Origin of the sequence: Bacillus sp. Cr_A10, assembly GCF_029222665.1 — a bacterium.
In the GTDB taxonomy this organism is placed as follows: Bacteria; Bacillota; Bacilli; order Bacillales_A; family Planococcaceae; genus Psychrobacillus.
The window spans coordinates 19420-40378 of sequence record NZ_JARHXR010000011.1 but is presented as its reverse complement, the minus strand read 5'-3'; the positions used below and the strand labels follow the sequence as shown (position 1 = coordinate 40378).

18 protein-coding genes and 2 riboswitches are annotated in these 20959 nt (G+C 37.1%); of the genes, 10 read left to right on the top strand and 8 right to left on the bottom strand.

Annotated elements, in window-relative coordinates; translation table 11 throughout:
* Positions 1 to 14 precede the first annotated feature (14 nt).
* Positions 15 to 118: riboswitch (SAM riboswitch) on the bottom strand.
* A gap of 166 nt (positions 119 to 284) precedes the next feature.
* A riboswitch (SAM riboswitch) is annotated at positions 285 to 439 on the top strand.
* A gap of 74 nt (positions 440 to 513) precedes the next feature.
* The 6 genes from mtnK (at position 514) to P2Q73_RS13295 (ending at position 8219) form a co-directional block, all read left to right on the top strand.
* A complete protein-coding gene (gene mtnK, locus P2Q73_RS13320; protein WP_053591213.1) occupies positions 514 to 1704 on the top strand; it encodes an S-methyl-5-thioribose kinase in 1191 nt (396 codons plus the stop codon).
* Complete coding sequence (mtnA, locus tag P2Q73_RS13315) at positions 1701 to 2756, top strand: S-methyl-5-thioribose-1-phosphate isomerase (protein ID WP_056831337.1); 1056 nt, start codon at positions 1701 to 1703, stop codon at positions 2754 to 2756. The genes mtnK and mtnA overlap by 4 nt, the downstream gene beginning before the upstream one ends.
* Positions 2753 to 3832, top strand: a complete 1080-nt coding sequence (locus P2Q73_RS13310; protein ID WP_053591215.1) for a sugar ABC transporter substrate-binding protein — start codon at positions 2753 to 2755, stop codon at positions 3830 to 3832. The genes mtnA and P2Q73_RS13310 overlap by 4 nt, the downstream gene beginning before the upstream one ends.
* Before the next feature lie 594 nt (positions 3833 to 4426).
* Positions 4427 to 5932: a sugar ABC transporter ATP-binding protein gene (locus P2Q73_RS13305; RefSeq protein ID WP_275788009.1), complete on the top strand. Its 1506-nt coding sequence runs from the start codon at positions 4427 to 4429 to the stop codon at positions 5930 to 5932.
* The gene (locus P2Q73_RS13300) at positions 5907 to 6926 is read left to right on the top strand and encodes an ABC transporter permease (protein ID WP_275788006.1); all 1020 of its coding nucleotides are present in this window, start codon (positions 5907 to 5909) and stop codon (positions 6924 to 6926) included. The genes P2Q73_RS13305 and P2Q73_RS13300 overlap by 26 nt, the downstream gene beginning before the upstream one ends.
* Before the next feature lie 93 nt (positions 6927 to 7019).
* Positions 7020 to 8219, top strand: a complete 1200-nt coding sequence (locus tag P2Q73_RS13295) for an MFS transporter (RefSeq protein WP_056831326.1) — start codon at positions 7020 to 7022, stop codon at positions 8217 to 8219.
* Positions 8220 to 8642: 423 nt separating this feature from the next.
* Here P2Q73_RS13295 and P2Q73_RS13290 read toward each other — a convergent pair whose 3' ends face one another.
* Genes P2Q73_RS13290 through P2Q73_RS13280 form a run of 3 tightly spaced genes read right to left on the bottom strand, consistent with a single transcriptional unit; the run spans position 8643 to position 11130 of the window.
* Positions 8643 to 9287 carry a TetR/AcrR family transcriptional regulator gene (locus P2Q73_RS13290; protein WP_275788003.1) on the bottom strand — a complete coding sequence of 215 codons (645 nt, stop codon included), beginning with the start codon at positions 9285 to 9287 and terminating at the stop codon, positions 8643 to 8645.
* A 24-nt stretch (positions 9288 to 9311) separates the two neighbouring features.
* Positions 9312 to 10412 (bottom strand): ABC transporter permease, encoded by a 1101-nt coding sequence (locus tag P2Q73_RS13285; protein WP_056831323.1) that lies wholly within the window; start codon positions 10410 to 10412, stop codon positions 9312 to 9314.
* Positions 10390 to 11130, bottom strand: coding sequence for an ABC transporter ATP-binding protein (locus tag P2Q73_RS13280; RefSeq protein WP_056831322.1), 741 nt, complete (start codon positions 11128 to 11130; stop codon positions 10390 to 10392). Before P2Q73_RS13280 ends, P2Q73_RS13285 begins: the two co-directional genes overlap by 23 nt.
* A gap of 158 nt (positions 11131 to 11288) precedes the next feature.
* Between P2Q73_RS13280 and P2Q73_RS13275 the strand changes: the two genes are divergently transcribed.
* Together P2Q73_RS13275 and P2Q73_RS13270 are read left to right on the top strand one after the other, a co-directional pair.
* Positions 11289 to 12374 (top strand): CapA family protein, encoded by a 1086-nt coding sequence (locus P2Q73_RS13275; protein WP_275787997.1) that lies wholly within the window; start codon positions 11289 to 11291, stop codon positions 12372 to 12374.
* Positions 12375 to 12587: 213 nt separating this feature from the next.
* On the top strand, positions 12588 to 13397 hold the full coding sequence (locus P2Q73_RS13270) for an SDR family NAD(P)-dependent oxidoreductase (RefSeq protein WP_275787994.1): 810 nt from the start codon (positions 12588 to 12590) through the stop codon (positions 13395 to 13397).
* Positions 13398 to 13433: 36 nt separating this feature from the next.
* On the opposite strand, the gene P2Q73_RS13265 is transcribed toward P2Q73_RS13270, so the two are convergent.
* A complete protein-coding gene (locus tag P2Q73_RS13265; protein ID WP_056831319.1) occupies positions 13434 to 14342 on the bottom strand; it encodes a LysR family transcriptional regulator in 909 nt (302 codons plus the stop codon).
* Positions 14343 to 14460: 118 nt separating this feature from the next.
* Here P2Q73_RS13265 and P2Q73_RS13260 point away from each other — a divergent pair, with 118 nt between their 5' ends.
* Both P2Q73_RS13260 and P2Q73_RS13255 read left to right on the top strand, forming a co-directional pair.
* A complete protein-coding gene (locus tag P2Q73_RS13260) occupies positions 14461 to 15483 on the top strand; it encodes a YeiH family protein (protein ID WP_275788183.1) in 1023 nt (340 codons plus the stop codon).
* A 23-nt stretch (positions 15484 to 15506) separates the two neighbouring features.
* Positions 15507 to 16112 (top strand): class I SAM-dependent methyltransferase, encoded by a 606-nt coding sequence (locus P2Q73_RS13255; protein WP_275787991.1) that lies wholly within the window; start codon positions 15507 to 15509, stop codon positions 16110 to 16112.
* Between the two features lie 105 nt (positions 16113 to 16217).
* Here the strand turns inward: P2Q73_RS13255 and P2Q73_RS13250 are convergent, their stop codons facing one another.
* The 4 genes from P2Q73_RS13250 to P2Q73_RS13235 all read right to left on the bottom strand — a co-directional run bounded on the left by P2Q73_RS13250 (position 16218) and on the right by P2Q73_RS13235 (position 20959).
* Entirely contained in the window at positions 16218 to 16697 is a 480-nt protein-coding gene (locus P2Q73_RS13250; protein WP_275787989.1) for an SRPBCC family protein, read from the bottom strand.
* A 25-nt stretch (positions 16698 to 16722) separates the two neighbouring features.
* Positions 16723 to 18648: a GTP-binding protein gene (locus P2Q73_RS13245; RefSeq protein WP_275787985.1), complete on the bottom strand. Its 1926-nt coding sequence runs from the start codon at positions 18646 to 18648 to the stop codon at positions 16723 to 16725.
* 540 nt (positions 18649 to 19188) lie between these two features.
* Complete coding sequence (locus P2Q73_RS13240) at positions 19189 to 20073, bottom strand: metal ABC transporter permease (RefSeq protein ID WP_056831313.1); 885 nt, start codon at positions 20071 to 20073, stop codon at positions 19189 to 19191.
* Positions 20066 to 20959 (bottom strand): metal ABC transporter permease, encoded by an 894-nt coding sequence (locus P2Q73_RS13235; RefSeq protein ID WP_056831311.1) that lies wholly within the window; start codon positions 20957 to 20959, stop codon positions 20066 to 20068. Before P2Q73_RS13235 ends, P2Q73_RS13240 begins: the two co-directional genes overlap by 8 nt.

The following is a 20959-nucleotide window of genomic DNA, read 5'->3' as shown; positions in this document are numbered from 1 at the left end:
AAAAAATTAACGACTTCTTATCTCTCAGTCTACTGACTGCAAGAATTAGCACCGTGTCCATAATGGATCGGTTGCCGGGTATCATAGGGCTCGTCCCTCCACCTGCTCTAAATAAGAAAAAGTTATTCAATTGAGTTAGTCAAATTAATAATGATTATTTCATGCAATATAAAGATTGTCAATATAGTTATTAGAATTTTTTTTGTTTTTAAAAAATGATTGACATGTGTTTTTTGAGTATGCTAGGATGATTTTCAAATAGTATAACGTTTTAATTAATAGCACTCTTATCAAGAGCAGGCAGAGGGTAATGGCCCGATGAAGCCCAGCAACCGACCGTAATACCGTTGTGAGACGGGGCGCATTTTGCGCCGAGATGAAAATCTTCTAAGGCACGGTGCTAATTCCATCAGAAAGGTAACTTTCTGAAAGATAAGAGGCGAGAGATCTCTTATTCTACGCCTCTTTCTTATGAAAGAGGCTTTTTATTTTGAAACGGAAAGGTAGAGAATAATGACGACAGCTACAAAGAGACAATATGAATCATTAACAGAAGAAAGTGCTATTTTATATGCAAAAGAACTTAACTTCTTCCCGCAAGACACAGAGTTGGAGTGTCGTGAGATAGGTGACGGTAATCTTAACTATGTATTTCATATTAAGGAATTGAACGGTGATAAGAGTCTTATTATTAAACAGGCTTTACCATACGCAAAGGTTGTCGGAGAAAGTTGGCCACTAACGTTAAAACGAGCAGTGATTGAAGCAAATGCATTAAAAAAACATGCTGAATTTGCAGCCAATCTTGTTCCGACCGTATATGCAATTGATGAGGATCTTGCGCTTACGGTAATGGAGGATTTATCTCACTTAAAAATTGCACGTGAAGGGTTGATTAAACTTGAATCATATCCAAACCTTTCAAAAGATATTGGAGAATATTTAGCTCAAACACTATTTCATACATCTGATTTTGCATTACACCCTTTTGAAAAAAAGAAACTAGTTTCAGAGTTTTCCAATCCAGAACTTTGTAAAATCACAGAAGATCTTATTTTTACAGATCCGTTTTTTGACTATGAAACAAATGACTTTGAAGCATTGTTGCAAGAAGACGTAGAAACTATTTGGAATAACGGGCGCTTAAAGCTAGAGGTTGCAAAATTAAAGAATAGCTTCATGACAGAAGCGGAAGCATTATTACATGGAGATTTGCATACAGGGAGCATCTTTGCTAGTGAAACCGAAACGAAAGTAATAGACCCAGAGTTTGCTTTTTATGGACCTATTGGCTTTGATATTGGATTGTTTTTAGCAAATCTAATCGTGCAAAATGTTACAAGAGAAGAGGATGAGCGGGGAGTTATTGTCACCCATATCAAACAAACTTGGGATGTCTTTTCGACTAAATTTTCGGAATTATGGGATAAAAAAAGTGTCGATTCCTATAAAGACACAGATGGCTATAAAGAATATGTCTTGGATAAAATTTTCCGAGATACATTAGGCTTTGCTGGATGTGAATTAATTCGTCGTACAATCGGGCTAGCACATGTGAAGGATTTGGACAGTATCGAAGATGACGAACAACGGATTAAATTCAAAAAGCAGACCTTACAAACAGGGGAAGCACTTATATTAAAACGCAAAGATATACATTCAATTGATGAAGTATTTGAATTATTAGAGGGGTTTCGCAAATGAGTATTCCATTATCGATAGAGTTGAACGACAAAGAATTTCGGATTTTGGATCAGCAAAAATTACCTCACGTAGTTGAGTATTTAACACTAGATACTTTAGAAGATGTATATGATGCTATTATCACTCTGAAGGTGAGGGGTGCACCAGCAATTGGTATTACCGCTGCATATGGATTGGCTAGAGCAGCCGAAAAGTATGAAGCAAATACATTAGAGGAATTTCATCTGCAACTCAACAGGGATTTCTTGTATTTAGCTAAATCTAGACCAACAGCTGTAAATTTAGTTTGGGCTCTAGAACGTTTAAGAAGTGCTGTTGAAAATGTAGCAAGTGTACAAGAGGCGAAGGAACTTTTGATAGAGGAAGCTATAAAAATTCATAGAGAAGACGAAGCATCCTGTAGAAATATTGGCGAATATGCGTTGTCCTTGCTTGAAGGTCAAACAAAAGTTATGACCATTTGTAATGCAGGTTCAATTGCAACCGCAAAATATGGTACTGCATTAGCACCATTCCATCTTGGGAGTGAGCGGGGAAAACAGTTTGAAGTTTATGCTTGTGAAACTAGACCTGTATTTCAAGGATCAAGGCTAACTGCGTGGGAGCTTCAGCAATCTGGAGTGGATGTAACACTTATAACAGACAGCATGGCTGCACATACAATCGGAGCAAAAGGAATCGAAGCAATTATTGTAGGGGCAGACCGGATAGCAGAAAACGGCGACACGGCAAATAAAATCGGAACACTTAACTTAGCATTATTAGCAAAAGTGTTTAACATCCCTTTTTATGTGGCAGCTCCTTCTTCCACTTTTGATTTGACCATTAAGAATGGAAAAGAGATCCCGATTGAAGAACGTCCAGCGGAAGAAATAACGCATATTGCAGGGAAACAAGTAGCTCCGAAAAATACAAAAGTATTTAATCCTGCATTCGATGTTACACCGGGTGAATACATTACAGCCATTATTACTGAAAAAGGAATTATATATCCGGAATATACAAAAAATATTCCTAGTTTAATAAATATAGAAAAGGGAGAACTCGCATGAAATCAAAAACAGCATGGCTTTTATCCGTATTATTAGTAATTGGAATTATCTTAACAGGGTGTCAACCAAAAGGGGATGCAAAAGAAGCAACAACTACTCCTGCTGATTCGGAAGCATCCGATAATCCGCTATCAGGGAAAAAAATCGCATTGGTTATGCAACAAAATCTTGGTACTTTTTCTGCTCAATACATTGAAGGTGTAAAAGAACAAGTAGAGAAATTTGGTGGGACTGTAACAGTGTTTACGTCGGAAGGCGATTTAGCAAAAATGGCTTCCAATCTAGATGCAGCTGTAAACCAAGGTGTAGATGGAATTCTGATTGATCATGGAACAAAAGAAGCGTTAAATCAAGGAGTTCAAAATGCAGTTGATAAAGGAATACCAGTTGTCGCTTTTGATGCAGGTGTGGAAGTAGAAGGAATTACAGTTTTAGAGCAAGGCGATCAAAAGATGGCTGAAATGACATTAGAAAAATTAAAAAATGATGCTAATGGTGAAGCGAATATAGTGAAAATCTGGGTAGCAGGTTTTGCACCTATGGAAAGAAGACAAGTTGCCTACGAGCAATTCTTAAATGAAAATCCAGGTATTAAAGAAATTGCAACATTTGGTGCAGCGACACAAAATACGGCATTAGACACACAATCGCAAATGGAAGCGATTCTAAAACAATACCCAAATGAAGGAGAAATCACAGCAGTTTGGGCAGCTTGGGATGAATTCGCAAAAGGTGCAGTACGCGCTATTGAGCAAGCTGGAAGAACAGATATTAAAGTTTATAGTATTGATATGAGTGATGAAGATTTACAAATGATACAAAAAGAAAATAGCCCATGGGTTGCCTCAGCGGCAGTGGATCCAATGGATATAGGACGTATTCAAGTGCGTTATTTATATCAAAAAATAAATGGTGAAACTCCTGAAGAAAAAGTTGTCTTAGAACCAGTGTTTGTGGATGCTGAAAAGCTTCCGGAAGAAACAGTGACGACAAATGACTTACATGAATATATCGAAGGTTGGGGAGCAAGCGAACAAGGTTACACAGAAGCTTTGAAAGAGTTAGAAAAACAATAATGATACAAATGTAGCTGCCCTAAAAGGGGGCAGCTTCTTTTTAAGAAGGCTTTAACTCATTGTTGGTATGGAAGATATGAAAGGGTAGATAGCTATTCTAGAAGCATTCGGGCCGGTCGTCATCATGAGCCTAGCGCATCCTGCATCTCATACAGAACGTCCATGCGGCTGACAAGGCGCGAATGCCAGTGAACTCTATTTGATAGGTCAAAGTATTATCCATTTTATGTTTGAAAATAAATAGTTCTTAATACAGATAGCGGCAAGCCACATCCGTGTTTCTACACCAATGCGACTGGAATGGGGAGAATGCAAAAGTCTTCTTTGATAGACAGTAAAGTTGATTGTTAAATGATTTGATTAAATACAAATCCTACAATCATTTTATTAACAATAGAAACGGTGATTCTCTAGGATGTACGCCTTACAAGCTGCATGAGCGATTCATCCTGCGGAGGCTTATACGTAGCGTGCGGCAAGCGCACATCAGTGTCTTGCTCTATAACGTAAAACACTTCAAATACAATTCATTAGGAATAACAAGGACACTAGTTAAAATTCAACTGGTATATTGCCTTAAGAAAGGAGATCGTCATGGCTAATCCTTTTCTTTCTATGACTTCCATACGTAAATCATTTGGAAATGTGAAGGCACTAGAAGAGGCCGAATTTCATCTTGAAAAAGGGGAAGTACATGCATTGCTAGGTGTTAATGGAGCAGGTAAAAGCACGCTTATTAAAATTTTATCCGGCGTATATGAGCAAGATGACGGTGAAATAGTTTTAGAAGGTAGTAGTGTTCGGCTTCGTTCCCCGAAAGCAGCAAAGGAACACGGTATCTATTGTGTTTATCAAGAGGTGGATACAGCAATCGTTTCGGAATTATCGGTCGCAGAAAATATTATGCTAGATAAAATCGCTACGAATAATAATTTGTTTTTATCCACATCCAAGCTACAAACGGAAGCTAAAAAAGCACTGAAGCATTTGCAAGTAGAAAACATTGCTGTCAATCAACCGGCATTTAAACTTACATTAGCTGAAAAACAATTAGTATTAATTGCACGAGCTCTTGTAAGCTCGGCAAAGATAATTATTTTTGATGAACCAACTGCCCCTTTGTCTCTCCACGAATCCAAAAAGCTTTTTTCGGTAATTGATCATCTGAAATCGCAAGGAGTCGGCTGTATATTTATCTCTCATCGTCTTCCAGAAGTATTTGAAATCAGTGATCGAATCACTGTAATGCGAGATGGAAAGCTTGTAAAAGTTTTTAACACAGAAACTGCTCAACAGAATGAGATTATTGAAGCAATGCTAGGAGTATCTTTTAATTTAGAACAGGCAGATACAAATCATACTTTAGGAGAAAAAATCCTACAGGTTACAGAATTATCGGATGGACAGAAATTAAAGGAGCTTTCCTTTACTGTTTCTGAAGGGGAGATTGTTGGTATTGTAGGCCTTGTAGGAGCAGGAAAAACGGAGCTAGCTAAAGCCTTATTTGGCTTGGGATCATTAGTAAAAGGTAGTGTGAACCTTTCAGGCAAAGAGTTAAAAGCGAAACATCCAGCAGACGCCATTCGAGCAGGAATGGCACTAATTCCAGAGGAACGCAGAAAAGAAGGCTTATTTGTACATGAGTCGTTACAAACGAATTCTTCCTTTCCGAATTTAAAGAAATTTTCACGGCTTCTGTTTATGGATAAAGCTGCTGAACGCAACTTTGCAAAGGACATCATCAATCGCTTAAAAATTAAAACGGATCATACGGAAACACCACTTGTGCATTTAAGTGGAGGAAATCAGCAAAAAGTAGTAATCGGAAAATGGATGTCGCGCAACTCTAAAGTGTATTTATTTGATGAGCCGACTAAAGGTGTTGATATTGGAGCGAAAAAGGACATTTTTAATTTAATTCGTGAGCTGGCGAATAATGGTAAAGGTTGTCTATATTTTTCGAGTGAGATTCAAGAAGCAATTGGTATTTCCGATCGACTTCTAGTTATGTATAACGGTCAAATCGTGAAGGAGTTTTCACGTGAGGATGCGACCCAAGAAAGGATTTTGTTGTATGCAAGCGGTGGAAAAGAAGAGTAAGGTCAAAGAAAGAGGAATTCAATTTCTATTTAAATATGGTGCAATTGCCTTGCTATTGATAATTATATTGTACTTTAGCATTATAAGCAGTGCCTTTTTTACATATGGAAACTTCACAGATATATTACGTTCCATTTCCATTGTAACGCTCTTAGCATTAGGAGTTACCTTTACGCTAGTAGTAGGAGGTTTCGATTTATCAGTAGGTTCTACGATGTCTCTATCTACTGTCATTACTGCTTCGTTAATGGTGTGGTATGAGATGCCGCTTTGGCTCGTACTAATCTTACCTATTGTAATAGGAGTGTTGGTTGGGTTATTGAACAGTTTTCTTATTGTAGTTTTAGGAATTCCAGATTTACTTGCAACGTTAAGTATGATGTATATAGTGGCGGGCTTTCACCGTACATATACAGAAGGATACTCGATATACAATAATATGCCGCTTACTTCTGGAGGGACGGCACCGGGGCAATTCACTGAAGCATTTCTTTGGATTGGCCAAGGGAGAATGCTCGGATTACCAGTTCCAGTTTGGATAATGCTTGTCCTAGTAATTATCGCTTATGTTGTACTTAACCATACTCGTTGGGGACGTGTTTTGTATATGACGGGTGGAAATGCTGAGGCTGCAACATTGTCAGGAGTGAATACCCGTAAAGTAAAATGTGCTGCATATGTAATTTCTGGTGTTTTTGCTTCGATGGCAGGTATATTGTTTACAGCACGTGTTGGTTCAGGTCAAATTGATGCGGGTGCACCACTTTTAATGGAAGCTGTAGCAGCTGTCTTTGTTGGATATTCTGTCCTTGGTGCTGGAAAACCAAATGCTATCGGAACGTTTTTTGGAGCAGCGGTTATCGGGATTCTCTTGAATGGATTAACGATACAAAACTTACCGTATTATGCCTTTGATATTATTAAAGGAGCAGTGCTCGTTTCAGCTCTTGCCGTAACGTATATTTACGCTAAAAAACGGTTCACCCAAATCTAAATAAATTTTGTGTCTCGAAGTACTTGTTTTCTGCCCGTGCAAGTATATAATTCAAGCATATCCTTTATTATATATCGAATGGGCTGACAAAATTTGAGACCGTATAATGAAAAAATAAGTATTTACCATGGAATGGCATCTACTATTGCATTAAATTTTTCAAATAACTTTTTTCCGATCTTTGCAATTACCATATTAGGGGCAACCAATTATCAGGTGGGATTAATAAGTTCGTTGCCGCCATTAATAGCGTTATTAATGACTATACCAGCAGCTATTCTACTAAATCGTGCAAGTGCTCAAAAGAAACTCGTGGCGATGTCTGTTTTACTGGCACGATTAATGTTTTTGCTTATTGTACTAGTAGTTTATTTGCCTTCTGATTCGCTACAAGCATGGGCATTTTTGGGAATTATTGCTTTCATCAGTGTTCCGAACACTGTAGCTAACGTAGGTTGGCAAACGTTGATAAGTGGAATGATTGATGAGTCTAGAAGAGGACAATTTTTTAGTGATCGAAATCGTCTGTTAACGATGGTCGGTCTTATATCAACTTTAGTTATTGGTGTTTTAATGAAGGATGCTTCCGAAAGCGTTACTGCCTATCAAATTCTTTTTGCGATAGCTTTTGGTTTCGGTTTGCTAGAAGTTTTTTTCTTATTAAAACAAGAAGAAGATATCATCCCTTCATCAGATGTTCTAGTTAAAAAGAAGTCAATGGACTGGAGCATTTTTAAACATGTGAACTATGTCTGGTTTTTAGCTGCAGCTCTCTTTTTTAATTTTGCATGGCAAATGGCATGGGGATTATTCAACATTTACAATGTCCGAGTAGCAGGAGCAACAATCTTTTGGATTAGTATGTTTTCAGTTGGTAGTATGCTAATGCAGTTTTTAACATTTCCTTTATGGAAGAAGTGGGCAGATAAGTATTCGAATATGCAAGTTTTTATATGGGCAGCTATTGGAATGTCCACTACACCTTTTTTAACAATGCTATCTACGAACTTATATTATTTAACGCTCATTCAAACGACATCCGGATTCTTCTTATCTGGTACTGTTTTAATATTATTTAATTTATTGTTGGAGCAATCACCTGAACAATATCGTACGTATTGCATTACAACTTATAATGTACTGCTTGCTTTCGTCGCATTCATTGCACCACAAATAGGTATTTGGCTTTTGAATGAACTAGGCATGGAAGTAGCTATGTACATTAGTTCTAGTTTACGATTTTTAAGTGCTGGTGGATTTTTATATGTATTTTTACGAAATAGAAAAGTATAAAAACAAAAAAGAAAAGCACAATTAACGTGCTTTCAGACTGTAGACAAACGTGAATTTATTTTTTATATAGGAAAGACTAGGTTTTCCGAAGCTTACCGCTCTCTTTCCACGGGCGAGCCGCTTCGTCGTTAGGCTGGGGGCACTGAAAAAGTCTATAGAATTTGACTTTACAATTAATGTCGTCCGATAAATAAGAAAATCGTTGAACGGCTCCCTTTCCGCGGGCGTTGCCTTAGCCTCCTCGCTGCGCTGCGGGGTCTTCGGCTAACGCTATGCCCGCAGGAGTGTCGCCTTTTTCAACGATTTTCTTTTCTATAAATACTAATCTGAAGCCATGCCGGCGGAACGCGTCCGCCTCGAACGGAAATCAACGGGGCCCAGACAAAAAGTCTGAAAGCACAATTAGGCTTTCTTTTTTTGTGTCTATTTTTTTCCTATTCCATGTAAGATAAACTGAACAGTGCGTTCTGTTTCAAGTTCGTCATCCCATTCACTCTCTGGGAAAAGAATGTAACGTGAAATCAAATAACCAAAGATACTGCTAACGGCTAATCTAGCCACGCTTGATGGTGGTATATCGATTATTTGACCCTTATCTTGATAATTTTGAATGACAACCAAAATCCGCTCGTATGTTTTTTTAGCTACCTGTTTAACAAATTGTTCCCTAAGTTCGGGTTGAAAAGGTATTTCTTGCATAATAATTTTAATAACAGGAAGAAGCTTCTTAAATACTTCTCTTCTGTTTTCGATTGTGGCTCTTATAAAGTCCTCGGCATTTTCATAAGGCTGGTCTAGTACTTTGTGAAAATCTCTTACAATAAATGGACCAAATACCTTAGAAATGAGAGGAGTAACAATGGATACTAGCAACTCTTTTTTCGTTTTATAGTGTCGGAAAATGGTTCCTTCCGCTACTCCAGCCTTTTTGGCAATCTCACTTGTAGAGGTAGCAGCATACCCTTTTTCTGAGAATGTATCTATTGCTGCAAGGAGTATTTTTTTTTGCTTATCTGTTAATTTTTCTTCATCAAATAGTTGTTGTAACAATATTTCTTCTTCTACCATTGCTTACTCCTTTCCAGTAACAATCTAGATTTTTCGATATTTCTTTAAGGCTAATATATTTAAAATAACAAAAATCAGTGCAAACCCTAATAAAATAAAGAGTTCATTTTTAATACTATCTATTCCGAATCCCTTATACATAACGTCTACTAATGCATTTCCACCATAGTACATCGGCATAAATTTCGCAATAATTTGCATCCATTCTGCCATTCCCTCTATAGGGAGAATGCCTGCGAAGAATACTTGTGGAACGATCGCAATTGGTATAAATTGCATCATTTGAAACTCAGAGTTTGCAAAAGCCGATAAGAGAATTCCAAGTAACAATGCAACTAGTGCAAGAGATAGATTAATGAGAACAACATTCCAAAGAGAACCAACGATTAAAATATCTAAAACCTTTACTGCATAAAAAACAACGATAAGGGTTTGAATGATGGCAAAGAGTCCGTAACCAATTAAATAACCAAAAACGATATCCCTTCTTTGGATTGGAGTCGCTAATAAACGCTCCAACGTGCCTGTTGTTCGTTCCCGCAATAATCCTATTCCTGAAATGAGAAAGACGAAAAAGAATACAAAGAAGCCAACAAGAATAGGACTTAACTGATCAAAAAAGGTTGTTTCGCTATTTCCGTAAATATAATAAGTATTGATTTCTGGGGTACTTAGTTGGTTCACTTGAACATTCGGCAGTTTATCTTGAATATCTGCAAACACTTTGGTTAAATTAGTTGCTTGCTTCTTTGCATTTTCACTGGAGATGGCTTGCATGACTTTTGATTGTAACACCTTCGATGTAGAAGGCTCATCGTTAGTAAGTGTTAAACTCAGTTTATCCTCTTCTATTTGAAGAACTCCATCTAATTGATCTTTTTTTATAACTTGTTCCGTATTTTTTAGATTTTCATATGGTATAACTACAATTTCTTTGCCTTTTAATTGTTCTATTAAAGCTTCTTCTGCACCATGTACTCCTAGGCGAGGAACTGTTGTATCAGCAGATAGTAAATAATGAAGCAAAGTTAAAATGACTAGAGGCGCAATCATCATCAAAGCGAGTGTTCGTTTATCTCGTACCATTTGGATACAAATTCTTTTAATTAAGGCGATTGTTCTCATCTTTTTCACCTCCAGCTAGTAAAAATACCTCTTCAAGACTACTAATTTGGTATTGGTTTTTAAGTTCTAATGGAGAACCACTCGAAATTATTTCCCCATCTCTAACCATGGCCAGTTTGTCGCATTTTTCTGCTTCATCCATCACATGTGTAGTTATTAAAATTGTTTTACCTTCCATTTTTAAACGGTTAATCTCCTCCCAAATGGACTTTCTAAGCTTAGGATCGATTCCGACGGTCGGCTCATCTAATATTAATAGTTCTGGATCGTGTATTAATGCAATGGCTAAAGATAATCTTCGCTTCATACCACCTGAATAATTCTGAACTCTTTTAGATAAATGGGAAGTAAGACCAACTAAATCGGCTGCGTAAGCAATACGTTCCTTTTGAATTTTCTTGTTCAATTTGTAAAGAGATGCAAAAAAGGATAGGTTTTCTCGACCTGTTAAGTCATTGTATAAAGCATCTGATTGAGCCATATAGCCAATTTTCTGGGATAGGTATAAATGAGGAACTGGTGTATCCAATACATGTATTTCCCCATTGGTAGGTTGGTCCATACCAACAATCATTTTGACTAAAGTAGTTTTTCCTGAACCAGATGGTCCGATTAAACCAAATATTTCTCCAGAATGAACGGAAATACTTACTTTATTTAAAACTGTTTTCTTTCCAAAACTTTTACTAACTTGATTCAAAAGAATGGTGGATGACATTTATAAACCCCCTTTAAATTTGAAAGTGAGTAATCACTCACTTTCATTATAGGCATAACTATTTCAACTTCAATAGCATATGTATCGAATACACGAATAAATATATAAAAAGATTTGTATAACGATTATGAATACAGTAAATGATTGAAAGAGAGGTGATGAACATTAAAATTCTAGTTTCATTTTTATTATTATTTGTTTCGGTCTTATCGTATTTTAATATGCAAATTACAGAACCATTCGATGAAGAGTTCCACGGGAAACAATTTTCGACATTTTACGTGGATTATGAAGAAAAAAGAATGGAGATTGGTATGATTGGAGATATTTTATTGCATCTTCCTTTATATAATTACGCTAGTTTTCTACCTTCATTTGAGCCAGTAAGAGAAGAATTGGAATCCCTAGATTTATTATTGGCTAATCAAGAATCGATTCCCGCAGGTCCTGAGTTTGGATTATCAGGTTATCCTAATTTCTCAAGTCCAACACATATTATTAGAGATTTGAAAGAGGTGGGAGTTGATATGATATCAATGGCCAATAATCATACGCTAGATCAAGGGGAAGCAGGTGTTTTATCTGCTATACGTCATATGAAAAAATACAGCATGCCCTATATGGGTGCATATGAATCTATAGAGGATTTACAGACTGACCGTATTTTAGAAGTAGAAAATATCCATTTTGGTCTTCTCAATTATACATATGGTATGAATGGCTACAATACACCAACTGGTAAAGATTATTTAGTTAATACAATAGATGCTGATCGTATTATAAAAGAGATCCAAGTTCTAAAAGATAAAGTGGACTTTGTTATTGTAAGTATTCATTGGGGATCGGAGTATGAACTTGAAGCTAATGATCAGCAAAAGCAACTTGCGCATGCCATGGCAGAAGCGGGAGCCGATATTATTTTCGGACATCATCCTCATGTTATTCAGCCATATGAAGAAATTGCTACGAAAGACGGGCACACTACGCATGTTTTTTATTCTTTAGGAAATTTCTTATCTGCTCAAAGTTTTGATTTTACAAATATTGGGGGAATTGCAAAGGTTAGTGTATTGAAGAAAACCATCAACGGAAAAGAAGTGCTGAAATTAGAGGATCCTTCCTTTATAGCTACTGCAGTTATAAAAGAAAATCCCTATAAAGTATATCCACTTGAAGAGGTAGAATCTAAAGTCAACCAAACCGATGAATGGGTTCAAGAGCATCTATTTAATTTTAAATATTAAATACAAAATGTTATAATGATAAATATTTTAATGTTAAAATAAAATAATGGAGGAGGGTAATTAATAAATAAACCAAAAGTCGAATATCAGGGATAGGAAAAGGAATAGCATCTGTACGCGTAAAAGAAGGTATATTTCTGATCAAAAAATAAGGCTGGACGGCGGACTACTAAACTAAGATAAATCTTTTATAACGGAAATGGAGTGACGATGATGGGGCGTGTACAAGACAAAGTTGCGTTAGTAACGGGTGGTGCATCCGGTATTGGTCTATCAGCAGCAACATTATTAGCTAAAGAAGGTGCTAAAGTAGTTATTGCCGATTTTAATGTCGAGGGTGCAAAAAAAGCAGCCGAGAATATTAAAAGTCAAGGTGGCGAAGCAGTTGGTATTTTTTTAGATGCTTCGAAAGAGGTTTCTATTAAAGAAGCAGTTGATTTTACAGTAGAACATTATGGAACTATAACAGTTTTATACAATAATGTTGGTCTGACCAATCTTCAAAAGGATTTAGATGTAGTTAATATCGATTTAGATGAATGGGATCGACTAATGAACGTAAATACAAAAAGTGTACTTTTAGGTTGCCGTTTCGCTATTCCACATATGGTTAAAGCAGGTGGTGGCTCAATTATTAATACAGCCTCTATGGCGGCATTTGCAGGTGACTCTGTTCGTTCTGCATATGGGGCTTCCAAGGCAGCTGTTGTAAATCTAACAAAATATATAGCTGCACAATACGGGAAGAATAATATCCGGTGTAATGGAGTAGCTCCTGGTCTCATTTTAACTCCAGCGGCTGAGAGTAATATGCCAGAAGCTGTATTAGATATTTTCGAAAAGTTTAATGCACTTCCATACCATGGAGAAGCTAATGATATTGGGTATACAGTATTGTTTCTAGCTTCAGATGAGTCAAAATTTATCACAGGACAAACAATTCAAGTGGAGGGTGGCCATTATATGGCAAATCCAAGTATTGCAGATTTCAAGGAATTTGTAAGTAAGGCGCAATCTAATTAAATCCTAAAAACTCAGATGTGCTTGCATGTCTGAGTTTTATTTATGGAATGGTGCTCCTTTTCGATTTTCCAGTAGTGTTTCTTTAAACGCTAGAACATGTCGTTTATTTTCCATGACAGGAGAGCATATACAAGAAAACATTCGTGTAAAAGGTCGTTGGTCAAGAGGTATGATGGAAAGGTGATGATGTTGTATATCTCTCTTTATTGCGTGAATGGATAGGAGGGACAACCCTTCTTGTCGACTATGGATAATCGTCTCTTTAATACCTTGATTACTACTTATAGTGAGAATGGACTTTACCTTTAAGCCATTGGAACGTAGGACATGTTTTAAATATTCACGTGTTCCTGAACCTTCCTCTCTCATAAACCAAGTTTGGTTTTGTAAGTCAGCTATACTCACGGAATCCTTTGAAGCTAACTCATTTTCTGAAGAACCTATTATAAATAACTCGTCCTCCATAAAAGCTTCCACTTGTAACTCCTTTTCATTTGTTTGACCTTCTATTAAACCAATATCCGCAGTAAGTAGTCGAACAGACTGTACAATTTCTTCTGTGTTTCCGATAAATACTTCTAGCTCCAGGTTTGGGTACTTTGAGTGAAGCGCTAGAAGGATAGAGGGAAGAATATATTCGCCAATTGTAAAACTTGCACCAATAACAAGCTTTCCTTTAATGTCCTCTTGATAGTCTAAAATATCCTTTTGAGTTTGCTCATACATGGAGAGTATTTGTTTCGCACGCTCATATAAGATCTCTCCTGAAGGAGTAATTTTTATTAATTTTGGAGAACGAATTAGTAGCTCGGTGTTAAACTCTGTTTCTAAATTTTTTATATGTACGCTAACGCTTGGCTGAGATATATGAAGGAGCTGTGCTGCTTTTGTGAAATTTTTAACTTCCACTAGTGTTACAAATGTTTTTAGGGCATCATAATACAATTTCTCACTCCCAATCATTAAAAATATTAATGCGATCTATTATGTATATGTATTTTACTAATAATAAAAAACTACGTAAAGTAAACATACAGGAAGAGAGGAAGCGAGTTTAATGAATATGGATAGAGAAGCAAAAAGTATTAAAATTAATAAAGCATTTTTTATTGGAATTGGTATTACGTTAATCATCGCAATGGTAGCTAAATTATTTTCTAGCATCCCATTTCTATCGATTATGGGCCAATTAGTAATAGCCATAATAATAGGGATGATTTGGAGTGCTACAATTGGAGTATCGCAACAGTACCAACATGGTATTTCCTTTTCAAGTAAAAAATTACTGCGGGTGGGTATAATTTTTTTAGGAATGCGACTTAACTTAGCAGATATTTATCATGCTGGATTTAATGTCTTCTTCCTGGCACTCATCAATATTCTATTTGCTTTATTTGTAGTGTATGGATTATCGCGTTTGTTTGGAGTCGACAAGAAACTAGGTTTGCTAACAGCCTGTGGAACTGCGATTTGTGGAGCGGCTGCTGTTGTTGCGATCGCGCCACAAGTGAAAGCGAATGACGATGAAACTGCCATAGGGGTTGCGACAGTTGCAATACTTGGGACGCTATTTACATTGGTGTATACTTTTCTTTATCCAATTATGGACTTAACTTCAAAAGGATACGGAGTGTTTACTGGAGGTACGTTACATGAGATTGCCCATGTAATTGCTGCGGCAGAGCCGGGTGGTAATAATGCGGTCGATTTAGCTGTTATTGTGAAACTGACGAGAGTCGCACTTTTAGTCCCGATTGCTTTATGTATAGGTTTTTTCGTACAAAGAGGTGAAAAGAATCAGTCAAAAAGAAAGTTTTCCATGTCAAGTATACCTTGGTTTATCATAGGATTTTTGGGTATGAGTGGCATTCACACTCTAGGGATTTTTCCAGAACAAATTGCAAGCATTTTTGTCTTAGTGGCCTATCTACTTATTGCAATGGCAATGGCAGGTTTAGGGTTGAATATAGACATAAAAACATTTAGAAAATTAGGAGTAAGGCCTTTTGCTGCTGGTCTCATAGGTTCCATTTTATTATCTATTTTAGGCTATGTGCTTGTTTATGTATTTCATCTTAATGTGTAGTCAACAAGGAAAGGAGATAGCAGATGAGGGAACAGGATCATGATCGTTTATTGCGCATAAAAACAGAAGGAATTCGTGAATGGCAGCATCAATCTGCTCATTATAATCGTTATGAAGCAACTCCATATGTCGCTCTAGAGGCATTTTTTGATGAATATGCATGTAAGTCATCTGATAAATTTGTAGATTTTGGCTGTGGGAAAGGGCGTTTTCCTTTTTACGTTCACCACCATCTTCATGTGTCCGCAACTGGGGTGGAGATGAGTGGACAACTATATCAAGAGGCGATGGAAAACTTAACACGGTATATGGATCGGGCGAAGCATTCAAGAGCTTACATCCGATTTGAACACATCCTAGCAGAGGAATACAATGTAGATAAGGAAGAAAATCTTTTTTATTTTTTCAATCCTTTTTCCATACAAATTTTTCAAAAGGTAACTCGAAATATACTTCTGTCCGTGGAAAATTCCCCTCGAGCAGTAGATATTATTTTATATTATCCTACTGCGGAATACATACAATATCTTGAAACACAAACCCCGTTTAAGCTTCTTAAAGAAATAAAGGTTCCTGAATTATACGAGCAAAATAGCAACGAGCGATTTGTTATTTTTCGATTTGAATAAAAGTTCCTTAATAGAATGAGGATTTCTTTCATACTGGTGTAAAAGGAAGCGTCCGCTCGACTACTGCAGGAAAGCGAGCGGTGAGCTTCGGAATACGGTAGACAATTATTTTATCCGTTCACCTAGAAGTTCTTTATATTTCACATACCATTCTTTCCATTCATTTTCTCTTGAGTCGATTGTATTACCATCTAATAAGGCTTCAATGACATCTAGACAAACATGCCAACCTGCTAAATCTTTTATTGTTTGCTCTGTAAAGGAGGAGAGTGTTTCTGTAAAAACTAAATGGCATCCTTCTGATTCTGGTGATAATTCAAATCTTGCGATATCCGCATCCCATTCAAAAGCTAAAACCTTAAATTGTTCATAATCTAAAATCTTCATGTCGATATAGGTACCGTCTTGCATATCAAACTTAATCAAACCACCTTTACGTAAATCCACTACTTCTAGTTCCAAGAACCATTTTTGTAACTTCTCATTGTTAGTGAGCATAGACCAAACATCTTTTACTGAATGGTGGAAATGACGATCATAACGTGCGGTATAGATTTCTTTTTCCTTTTGAATAGTTGCAATCATCGTTAGTTCCTCCTTAGGTTATAAATTATAAACAGTGCATAGCTTGTTCAGCTTCATACCATGGCACTTTATATCCTGTCCCCTTCGCACAGAAAATAGAAGTCGAAGTATATTCCGGATCTGCATCTTTATTATAACCAATACTATTAATTACTTCTTCAGCATTATGACAACGATCATATCCCCCAAATAGTAAGCTAAGCGTTCCTTTCCCATGTGTAAAAGAAGCGATAGTCGTACTATAATTCATGAACGTAGCCACAGGTACTCGACCTTTAATAATTACTTTGTCTCCAGTATTCTCGGGGGATTCAAAAGTCCCGTGAGCTTGTTGAATATCCGACAATACACGACCAATCAGATCCATATCGACTTTTATTTTATAGTCATAAAATGGTTCAAGAAGGATATTTTCTGCTTTTTCTAAACCTTGACGAAGTGCTCGGTATGTCGCTTCTCTGAAGTCTCCGCCATGAGTATGTTCATTATGTCCACGGCCAGTAAGTAAAGTTATTTTAACGTCCGTTAATGCGGAACCTGTTAATAACCCATGATGATGACGTTCCAGTAGATGATGTTTTACAAGATTTTGATTACCGATGGATAGATCATTTGCATGGCATACATTATCAAAAGAAACGCCTCTATTTCGTGTTGTAGGTTCGATTAATAGATGGACCTCTGCGTAATGTTTTAACGGCTCAAAGTGTCCATAACCTCGTACTGGGGCGTTAATAGTTTCTTTGTAAAGAATTCTAGGTTCCCCAAAAGAAACTTGAAAATGAAAGCGTTCTTGGACGATTTGTTCGAGTACTTCCAGCTGAATTACCCCCATAACATGTACGTGAATCTCCTGGAAGTGTTCATCCCAATAAACTCGTAAAGAGGGATCCTCTGTGTCTAATAACTTAAAGGAACGCAATACCTCTTTGACATGGATAGACGAATCAAATAGAACTTTGGATTTCAGTGTTGGAACCATATCAAATGTTACTTTCTCCTGGTTATCTCCAATTCCATCTCCAATCGAAGCGGTTGTTAATCCGGTTACAGCAACTAGTTCACCAGCGGTTGCTTGATCAACCGTTTGAAACTTATTTCCACTGTACACTCTAATTTGAGTTATCTTTTCTGTTTTTTGCCCATATTTCACTTCATCTCGTACTTTTAGTTTTCCACTTAATAGTTTTAGGAAAGTGACTCTGTTTCCACTTTCATCATGGCGAATTTTATATACTTTAGCCTCAAAATTTTTTAGCGAGTTATAAGAAGTCTCTGTTAATAAATCGAGCTTATCCAAAAATTCGAAAACCCCTATGTCCTTTAATGCAGAACCGCTAGCACATGCAAAGATTTTATTTTCTTTAATCATTGTTTTCATTTTGTTTAACCATAGTTCTTGCTCGAAACCAGTGTCCATGTATTTATCTAAAAGCTCTTCATCGCGCTCTGCGATAAATTCTATTAACTCTTCATCAAATAAAGTTGTTAAGTTACAAACATCTCCAGATAAGTTAGCGCGTATCTCCTCTAAAACACTTGCCGAATCTGTTCCTTCATAGTCTGTTTTGTTTACAAAGAAAAAGGTAGGCACTTGGTGTTTACGAAGTAGCTGCCAAACTGTTTCGGTATGACCTTCTACTCCATCCACTGCACTAATCAAGATTATTGCATAGTCCATTACTTGTATAGCCCGCTCCATTTCAGGGGAGAAGTCGACATGCCCTGGAGTATCAATGATGTAATAAGTAGAATCATTATAGGAAAAGATACCTTGATCTGCAAAAATAGTAATTCCTCTATTTTTTTCTATAGAATGACTGTCGAGGAAGGAATCTTGATGATCGACACGGCCTCTTTGTCTAATTGTCTTCGTATGATAAAGCAGTTGCTCAGAAAAAGTTGTTTTCCCGGCATCCACGTGTGCAAGAATTCCAATGGTTTTATGCATAGTGTCACCTCAGTTCATTTCTAATGAATGCTTATATTATAGCAAACGATTTAGGAAAGAGCTGAGGGTCACGTTGTGTTATTTGCAACTAATTGAACACGGATGTGCGCTTGCCACACGCTCCGAACAAGAAGGATGAGTCGCTTCCTAACCTTTACAGTTCTTATTCTTTGCGCGTGCATGGGACACATACCTTGGAGACATCCCTTATAAGAGACAGTTACGCTATAAATAATTAAGAATCTAACTGATAGAGTATCAAGAAGCTCCCGAAATTCCATCTTCGGGAGCTTACAATTCGAATAGGAAAGTATCCACTCTTTAATTATTCAAAACAGTGGTACCAAGTTTCCAAGAGTTTGCAGGAGGGCGGCGGATAGACGACTGCCACAGGATTACCAAAAAAGAGGGGAGGGATCGTGACGCTAGTCACGACCCTCCCCTCCAAAAATTCACACTGTAATGATGTAGCCAAAGTCTGTCTAAAGCACTCTGGAAACGTTTGAAACAGGTCTTTATTGGCGCGGTTGCGATTTTTTCTTATAAGACACTTTTAGAAGCATCCAGCTTCAAACGGGTAATCATTTTCCATACAATTCCATCATGTGGCATGAATAAGAACACAAGCATAAATATTATGCCTATCATTGCCGCCATCATTCCTGCAATAGATGTGTTCCATAATTTTGCAAGATAGTAGCCTGTTATTGCTGCGGTAACTCCAAAAGTCATGCTCCAAAAAATCATGGACCGAACACTTTTACTTATCAAATAGGCAGTCGCAGCAGGTCCAATTAGCATTGCTACAACAAGAACTGCCCCAACGCTATCAAAAGCTGCTACGGTTGTTAAGGAAACGAGCGTCATGTAAGAATAATGCATGACGATAATCGGTAGGCCGATAGACAAAGCGAAAACTGGATCAAATGTTGAAAGTTTAATCTCTTTGTAAAAAAGTACGAGAAATAATACATTTAATACAAGTACAATAGATAGCATCCAGACAGCTTTAGGCATTGTAAAACCTAATATGCTCCAAGTATCCCATGGAACAAATGCAATTTCTCCCATTAATACGTGTTCCACATCTAAGTGGACGTTTCCAGCAAACAAGGTTATAAACAAAACCCCTAATGCAAATAAAGATGTAAATACGACCCCTATTGCAGCATCTTCTTGTAATCCTCCAGATTGTAGAACTTGCACGAGATAAGTGGTTAGTAGACCTGCAATGGCTGCACCGAGCAGCATCCAAAATCCATTTAGTGATTGAGTGATCATAAATGCAACCACAATGCCAAATAACACTGTGTGGCTAATAGCGTCTGCAATCATGGCAGTTTTGCGTAAGATTAAAAAAACACCCGTTAATCCACATGTAATACCAACCATTGCTCCTGTTAGTAGCACCCAAAACTCATTCATTTTCCATCGCCTCCCGAGCTATTGTAGGTTGTTTAAATGCTTTCTTTTTACGGGATTTAGAGAGTAGTCCTCTTGTTGGTGCGAAAAAATAAGAAATTAAAAATAGAAGGGAAGCACTTAAAACAATGATTGGGCCAGTCGATAAACCTGTTCGCAAAGAGCTGATCAATGTTCCTAATGCACCTGATAGAGCACCAAAGAAAGCGCTTGTCACGAGGATAATTCCTAGATGACTAGACCAAAATCTAGCAGCGGCAGCAGGTATAATGAGCATTGCTGCCATTAGAATGACTCCAACGGCTTGTATACCAGTCACAATAGTTAGCACAGTGAGTGCTGTTAGTAAAATTCGTAAACGTTCAACAGGCAAGCCGATACCCTTTGCAAACACAGGATCAAAAATCATTAACTTCCATTCTTTAAAGAATAACAAGCACATGAATATGATTAACATGGCACTTCCAGACAACCATATTAAATCACTTTTTGCCAGCGTTGCAGCCTTTCCAAAAATAAAATCATTCAATCCACTTTGGTTCCCGGCACCGCTCTGATTTACAAGTGTAATTAGCACAATACCAATACCAAAAAACACAGATAGTACAAGCCCTATAGCAGCATCTGCTTTTAACTTGGATTGACTTACAATCCATTGAATCGTATAAACAGCTATTGCAGAAGTAATAGCGGCACCTAACATAAGAATAGGTAAATCCTTTTGTTGAAGAATCAAATAGGCGATAGCGATTCCAGGAAGTGCCGCATGCGCTGCTGCATCACCAACTAAACTTTGTTTTTGAAGAAAGGCGAAGGTTCCATTTAAACCAGCTGCAATTCCAAGTAAAATGGCTCCTGCAAGTACCCAAAGTAAGTTTCCGGTTATCAT

Excerpts from the sequence above, each read along its gene's own strand:
- mtnK (WP_053591213.1), top strand. The coding sequence starts at position 514 with ATGACGACAGCTACAAAGAGACAATATGAATCATTAACAGAAGAAAGT.
- mtnA (WP_056831337.1), top strand. The coding sequence starts at position 1,701 with ATGAGTATTCCATTATCGATAGAGTTGAACGACAAAGAATTTCGGATT.
- P2Q73_RS13310 (WP_053591215.1), top strand. The coding sequence starts at position 2,753 with ATGAAATCAAAAACAGCATGGCTTTTATCCGTATTATTAGTAATTGGA.
- P2Q73_RS13305 (WP_275788009.1), top strand. The coding sequence starts at position 4,427 with ATGGCTAATCCTTTTCTTTCTATGACTTCCATACGTAAATCATTTGGA.
- P2Q73_RS13300 (WP_275788006.1), top strand. The coding sequence starts at position 5,907 with ATGCAAGCGGTGGAAAAGAAGAGTAAGGTCAAAGAAAGAGGAATTCAA.
- P2Q73_RS13290 (WP_275788003.1), bottom strand. The coding sequence starts at position 9,287 with ATGGTAGAAGAAGAAATATTGTTACAACAACTATTTGATGAAGAAAAA.
- P2Q73_RS13285 (WP_056831323.1), bottom strand. The coding sequence starts at position 10,412 with ATGAGAACAATCGCCTTAATTAAAAGAATTTGTATCCAAATGGTACGA.
- P2Q73_RS13280 (WP_056831322.1), bottom strand. The coding sequence starts at position 11,130 with ATGTCATCCACCATTCTTTTGAATCAAGTTAGTAAAAGTTTTGGAAAG.
- P2Q73_RS13275 (WP_275787997.1), top strand. The coding sequence starts at position 11,289 with ATGAACATTAAAATTCTAGTTTCATTTTTATTATTATTTGTTTCGGTC.
- P2Q73_RS13270 (WP_275787994.1), top strand. The coding sequence starts at position 12,588 with ATGGGGCGTGTACAAGACAAAGTTGCGTTAGTAACGGGTGGTGCATCC.
- P2Q73_RS13260 (WP_275788183.1), top strand. The coding sequence starts at position 14,461 with ATGGATAGAGAAGCAAAAAGTATTAAAATTAATAAAGCATTTTTTATT.
- P2Q73_RS13255 (WP_275787991.1), top strand. The coding sequence starts at position 15,507 with ATGAGGGAACAGGATCATGATCGTTTATTGCGCATAAAAACAGAAGGA.
- P2Q73_RS13250 (WP_275787989.1), bottom strand. The coding sequence starts at position 16,697 with ATGATTGCAACTATTCAAAAGGAAAAAGAAATCTATACCGCACGTTAT.
- P2Q73_RS13245 (WP_275787985.1), bottom strand. The coding sequence starts at position 18,648 with ATGCATAAAACCATTGGAATTCTTGCACACGTGGATGCCGGGAAAACA.
- P2Q73_RS13240 (WP_056831313.1), bottom strand. The coding sequence starts at position 20,073 with ATGAATGAGTTTTGGGTGCTACTAACAGGAGCAATGGTTGGTATTACA.
- P2Q73_RS13235 (WP_056831311.1), bottom strand. The coding sequence starts at position 20,959 with ATGATAACCGGAAACTTACTTTGGGTACTTGCAGGAGCCATTTTACTT.